This window comes from Staphylococcus sp. HMSC034G07 (assembly GCF_001835975.1).
Lineage (GTDB): Bacteria > Bacillota > Bacilli > Staphylococcales > Staphylococcaceae > Staphylococcus > Staphylococcus ureilyticus.
Map to the genome: position 1 here is coordinate 175,720 of NZ_KV826607.1, position 6,667 is coordinate 182,386.

Annotated in this window: 4 protein-coding genes; all 4 read left to right on the forward strand. The window is 34.0% G+C overall.

The genetic code is table 11. The annotated features are described in order from the left end of the window. The first annotated feature begins 445 nt into the window (after positions 1-445). Complete coding sequence (locus HMPREF2586_RS06090) at positions 446-1,042, forward strand: immunodominant staphylococcal antigen IsaB family protein (RefSeq protein WP_070657060.1); 597 nt, start codon at positions 446-448, stop codon at positions 1,040-1,042. A 405-nt stretch (positions 1,043-1,447) separates the two neighbouring features. Then, on the forward strand, positions 1,448-1,876 hold the full coding sequence (locus HMPREF2586_RS06095; RefSeq protein ID WP_046207206.1) for an Rrf2 family transcriptional regulator: 429 nt from the start codon (positions 1,448-1,450) through the stop codon (positions 1,874-1,876). A gap of 415 nt (positions 1,877-2,291) precedes the next feature. Beyond that, positions 2,292-2,930, forward strand: coding sequence for an NAD(P)-dependent oxidoreductase (locus HMPREF2586_RS06100; protein ID WP_070812687.1), 639 nt, complete (start codon positions 2,292-2,294; stop codon positions 2,928-2,930). A 612-nt stretch (positions 2,931-3,542) separates the two neighbouring features. Continuing rightward, positions 3,543-6,667 (forward strand): MucBP domain-containing protein (locus tag HMPREF2586_RS06105; RefSeq protein ID WP_141756816.1); only part of this gene is annotated, 3,125 nt, incomplete at its 3' end.

Here is a 6,667-nt window from a genome sequence, read left to right on the forward strand (position 1 = left end):
TTTATGTGAGGGGTGTAAAGAGGTAATTGAATCGCTAATAATTTTTAAAACTTAAATATATGAATGATTACGTGAAAATTAAGAGAAGATAAAAACCCCCAAACAGTGGCTATTCATTGTTAAGCATCTTCAATCAAAATCCTATATATACTTGCATTTAAAAAAATATGATGTATGATGAAAGTGAATAATTACACCATGCATTTAACGTATGCCAAATCGTAGGAGTGATAACTTCAAACGACTGTTAAATGATTGTCATGATATAGCGACTTTTCATTATTATTTGGTTCAAACATCGTAAATAGAAGTATGAGCGTGGTTGTCAATCACAATCATTTGATGGGAATTTGAGAAATCGTTACTAATTTAGGGATTGTTCCACTTGAATGAAGTTTAAATAACTAAAGCCAAGCGGTATTCAATACTAAAGGAGTGATTGATTATGCGTAAAGTAACTAAATTATTATCAACGACGGCCGTTGTATCAACACTTGTAGTAGGATCCTCAGCAACGTATTTTTCGACGATAACGAATGACGTACAAGCAGCGGAACAAGTTCAAAAATGGGGTAGTGGTGAAGGTGGTTCAAGTGGTGGAGAAAGTATGAATAGTCAAAACGTTTCAAAATTACAATCACAAACACCATGGTATAAGTATGAAGGCTATACGACATACGATCCAACATTTACGTTAGATTATAATTTCGTTAGAGCTATGAAATATGACAATGTAACTATCAATGGATATAAAGTAGATCCTAAAGCGTATAAAGATCATGCTTATAGTAAAACAATTTATGATACAACGATAGATTTTAACGATAAAGACGAAGTTATCCAAATGAGCTTTAAAACGAAACCCAAATCTGTAACTAAATCAGAATTTATAAAAGCACATGAATCTAACATGGATAAAGACGATGATGCTTCAGAATTAAAAGATGAGACAATGATTCCGTTTTATACAAATAATGGCGGTTCATATAAGGGATTCTTTGATGAAGATGGTTATTTAACTAAAATAATTATTGGGCAATAATTCAACGTCGTATTTTACAAAATCATTGTTGTCAGTTATAGAACGCATTGATTATTGATAAAAATTCAGAAAATATGAAGTTGGCTATGTATCATGCGCGTGTAGTTAACACAAAGCGTATGGAAGCCTGATATTTCAACCCCTCAAGAGCAGGAGACAATCAGATTTAAACCTGATTCTCTTCTGCTTTTACATTTTTTTAGAAAATGTGTGTTAAGCATTGCTAATATAATATTTAAGTTTTTTGGCTATTTCAATAAACGTAGCACTGTTTATCCAGTTTCTTCATAAATATAATTTAATATATAAAGATGCCACCTTTCTAACACTTACCAAGATTGAATAATACGATTACATTGACATTAACAATAGGTGTAACTATAATGGTTACATGAGGTGGTTGTTATGAAAATAAGCAGTCGTTTTACGGTAGCTGTTCATATATTAGCTTTAATTAAGATTGAAAGAGAATATACTTTAACATCGACTCAAATCGCAGATAGTGTGAATACGAACCCTGTGGTTATTCGAAGATTGATGGGAAGACTTAAAGAAGCTGGTTTTATTGATGTATCTCGAGGCAATTCAGGTGCTAAGCTTTTGAAACCTTTGGATGAAATTACATTATTTGACGTCTATAAAGCTGTGGAAGTGGTTGAAAAAGGACATTTATTCCAAATACATGAAGATACGAATATCAATTGTACAGTTGGTGCCAATATTCAAAGTGTGTTGGAAGTTATTTTGGAAAGTGCGCAAGACGCAATGGAAGCGGTATTAAAAGGTGTCACATTAGACAGTATCGTCAATAAAATACTCGTAAATAACGGATAAATCTATCCGTATGACCGACTTGTAACTGTAACTATTACAATTACAACCGTAATTGAAAAGCATTTAATAAATTATTTTAAAGCAACCTAAACGATTATCACAAACCTTATTAAATTGAAAGGAGGGCTGGTTGTTCACTGAAAATAAGTATTTATTCTGTGTGTTTCTATTTTGTTTTATAGGTAAAGATCATCATAAAAAAGTAATTTAAGAAACTGGCGCAGATGTATCTATAGAAGGGCAAACGTTTGAGTTAAGACCAAAACCGTAACCGTTAGCACAATTAGATCTGTTAGTGACTTGTCAAAAATAGCATTTTGTCAACAATTGTCATTGTAACAATGTAAGCAGTTTACCCTTTTATTAGTAGTCATTTTAAACATATTTTATTGATTAAAAATTGGAGGAATTTATTATGAGAATTGGAATTATTGGAGCAACTGGAAAAGTTGGAAATTTGGTATTAGAAGAGGCAATAGATAGAGGACATGACGTCACAGCCATCGTTAGAAATGCTTCAAAATTATCTAATAGTAATATAAATGTACTAGAAAAAGAAATATACGACATTACAGCGGAAGACTTAAAAGATTTAGATGTAGTTGTGAATGCTTTTGGTGCACCACTTGGTGAGGAAGAAGTACATGTAACTGCTGGGCGCGCATTAATTGAAGCATTAAAAGGAACAGATACAAGAGCGATTATTGTAGGCGGTGCTGGTAGTTTATATGTTGATAAAGCACAAACGACTAAGTTAATAGATACGCCAGAATTCCCAGAAATATTTGTACCTACTGCAAAAGGTCAAGGTAGAAATTTACAAGATTTAGAAGCTACACAAGGTATAACTTGGACCTTCCTTAGCCCATCCGCAGATTTTAATGCAGAAGGTGTCAGAACAGGAAGTTATCAATCAGGAAAAGATAATTTATTAGTGAATTCAAATGGTAATAGCTATATTAGTTATGCTGACTTTGCCATTGCCATTTTAGATGAAATTGAAAATCCACAACATATAAATGAACGCTTTACAGTTGTTGGAGAAGAAGCGTAAGTATATAGTAGATAATTTAATTTTATTGGGGAAGAGGTAGAAACTTAGTATCTTAGAAAACTTACACAATAGGGATGGGTAATCATTAGATTTATTGAAAAATATCTTGTACCTACTCTAGGATAATAATGAAAAAATTCAGATGAATTGATACGTATGTATAAGTAGTGTACATTTTCATTTCAGTAAACTACTGCACTTATTAGAATTTAAAGCGAAAAATAAATATGTATTTTAAAAAGAACGAATCCATAATGATATGCTCCCTTCAAAGTAGACACTTAAAAATGTAAACTCTGAAGGGAGATTTTTATATACAATTACCAGTATAAATGGATTGATAACCATCATCAAAGTCATTCCTAATTTTGACGAATTCATGAAATTTTAAATCCGCGATTTTATACATTTAATTACTATTCGAAAGTAGAGCAGTCATTAAAATTAATTCATTTAGGTATATCACGCCATGAAAATCTGTTTTATAAATTTTATTTTAAATAAATAATAAGTTTTATATTTTTTTAAAAAATAAAACAAACTCATTGTGGACAATTTAGTTAGGTGATATTAAGATATAAGTAAGTTTTATATAAGGAAGGAGAAAAGAAAATGAAGATTTTCAAACAACACGAACAAAAACAGCGTTTTTCAATCAAAAAATACCATTTTGGTGCGGCTAGTGTTTTAATAGGCGCTATATTATTTGTTGGTACAACAAATGATGCGTCTGCTGCTGAATTGGATGAAAAACCTTCTTTGACTGTAGATAGTGGAACCATAGATTCAAAAGTAGCACCAGAAATATCAAAAAACTCAACAGACGCTTCAAAAGCTGAAAACGTACTCTCGAAAGAAGTGGCGATGACATCAGAGAATCAAGCAGATGCATCGAAATATGAGAGTACAGTTGTAAAAGAAACACCAGAAGCTACAGAAAATCAAACAGACGCTTCTAAAACAGAAAATGTATGCTCGAAAGAAGTAGCGGCAACACCAGAAAATCAAACAGATACATCGAAATTTGAGAACACAGCTGTAAAAGAAACATCAGAAGCTACAGAAAACCAAGCAGATGCTGCAAAAGAAGTATCAGCAACACTAGAAAACAAAATAAATACTTCAAAATCAGAGAACGTAACAGCAAGTGAAACACCTAAATCTATAAAAAAACGTGACATTCCAGATGCATATGATTCAAACAGCATGCTTAGAAGAGCGAATGCAAGTTTAACTCAACCCCCTGCGGATGGTTATAGTGTTAACTCTGAACTCCCAACTAATAATAAGGTGACATATAAAATTCATAAAGCGGCTGATCCGAAACAATATACATTCGAAGTAGCTAGAAGAGGTGAAAGTGGAGACAGACAATATGTCTTTTCTGTTAGAAAAGAGGATGTTGATCATGTAGGGGCACCCACAAAATTTTTCGTTACGGTATTTAATAAAGATAAAAATACATTAGTAAAAGAGATTGATATCAAGACCATTACACCTAGTGATATTCAGCTCGATGAAATGACTTTTTTAAATATAGTTGCAAAAAAGAATGGGTTTTCATTCAGGTTAAATAAAATCGATGTAAATGAACCATCAAATTTCCTTCCCATCTATGGAAATTCTGCACAATTGGTAACGGGTGAGGTTGTGAGTTATTCAATTGTGTTACCACATTGGAAAGGTCAGACAACATATTACTATGATGAACAAGGTAGAGAAATTGTACCACCATTCACTCAATATGGATGGACTAAGAGTACTTATACAACAGAACCTCCAGAAATTGCTGGATACGCATTTGATAGTACAAGAGCGCCACTTAATCAAAATGGAAAAATTAACAAACAATCTTCTAAAATAATTGGTAATGTTCGATATAGTAAAGCGACAACGAGTCGTGGCACAATGTATCGTAAAGATAAAATTCTTGACGATAAAAGCACTGTAGAAAGTGAAGTATGGTTTACTTATGCTAAAGCACCGGATACATTTGATCCAGTGAATGGCAGTAGTGCAGATAGAGGAAGAATAGCATCGAATAATCTGCCAGATATAAATTATGATTTTGAAAAAAATACTAATGGTTATGAATTTAGAGAAAAAATTGTAGATGGCGCATCTGAAGGGAAATATCAACAACTCGGTTTGGAGGGGAAAGTGATATTTCAAAAATTCCGTTTCCATAAAAATGGATTACCTTCAAATGTAGCAATATCTGTTTCAGATTATGATGGGGGCGATGCAACGTCTAGCTCAGTTGTGAGACTAAAAAAAGGTGAAGTGACTAATTCCCGATATGATAATGGAAGAACATTTGATATTTCGAATAACTTTGAGTATCCAGATACTGTTGAGTACTATTATATTAGCCAAAAAGGGGATGTAGTTGTTAGTTATGTTGATACGGAAGGCAATGAATTAAAAGGCCTTGTTGAAGATGTGAAAGGTGGGTTTGCAGGCACAGATTATGATACTGTAGTAGACCATCGTCCAGTGACAATTGAAAAAGATGGAAAAACTTATAAACTCGTTTCGGCAGGTAATTATACGATAGGTAAAGTTGATGACCAGGGTCATTTAACTACATCGGATGCACCGATAGGTAAAATAGCGGTAGGGAAGAAGACGGTTACTTATGTTTACGAAGAACTGAAACAAGGTAATGTCGTGGTAAATTATGTTGATGAAGCAGGAAATCCGATTAAAAAATCTGTAGAGGATACACCGGAATCAAACGTAGATACGGCGTATGATACGACGGATCACAAACCGAAAATCATTGGAAAAGATGGGAAATTATATTTATTCTCAAAAGTAAAAGAAGGAGACCATGAAACAGGAAAAGTTGTAGAAGGAACAACGTCAGTGACATACATCTATAAAGTATTAGGCAGATATATTCCGTTTATACCAGAAAATCCAGGAGATGCGTATGATCCAAGTAAACCAGGTACAAATAGGCCACCAGTAATGTATGATGAAACGCCAGAAGAACCGTCAGATAATCCACCATTACCATACATTCCAGGTTATACACCGAAGGATCCGAGTGGTAATCCATTGATTCCAGTAGATCCAGACCATCCAGAAAAAGGATACATTCCACCATCTATAACAGATCCAAAGGACCCATCAAAGGATACACCGGTGCCGTATGAGAAAGATCCGACACCAGAAGTGAAACAAGGTAATGTCGTGGTAAATTATGTCGATGAAACAGGAAATCCGATTAAAAAATCTATAGAGGATACACCGGAATCAAACGTAGATACGGCGTATGATACGACGGATCACAAACCGAAAATCATTGGAAAAGATGGGAAATTATATTTATTCTCAAAAGTAAAAGAAGGAGACCATGAAACAGGAAAAGTTGTAGAAGGAACAACGTCAGTGACATACATCTATAAAGTATTAGGCAGATATATTCCGTTTATTCCAGAAAATCCAGGAGATGCGTATGACCCAAGTAAACCAGGTACAAATAGGCCACCAGTATTGTATGATGAGACGCCAGAAGAACCGACAGATAATCCACCATTACCATACATTCCAGGTTATACACCGAAGGATCCGAGTGGTAATCCATTGATTCCAGTAGATCCAGACCATCCAGAAAAAGGATACATTCCACCATCTATAACAGATCCAAAGGACCCATCAAAGGATACGCCAGTGCCGTACGAGAAAGACTCAACACCACCAAGTACACCGGGTACACCAAGCACACCGGA

What these genes read in the sequence shown, in the direction of transcription:
- HMPREF2586_RS06090 (WP_070657060.1), top strand. Translation starts at nt 446, where the DNA reads ATGCGTAAAGTAACTAAATTATTATCAACGACGGCCGTTGTATCAACA.
- HMPREF2586_RS06095 (WP_046207206.1), top strand. Translation starts at nt 1,448, where the DNA reads ATGAAAATAAGCAGTCGTTTTACGGTAGCTGTTCATATATTAGCTTTA.
- HMPREF2586_RS06100 (WP_070812687.1), top strand. Translation starts at nt 2,292, where the DNA reads ATGAGAATTGGAATTATTGGAGCAACTGGAAAAGTTGGAAATTTGGTA.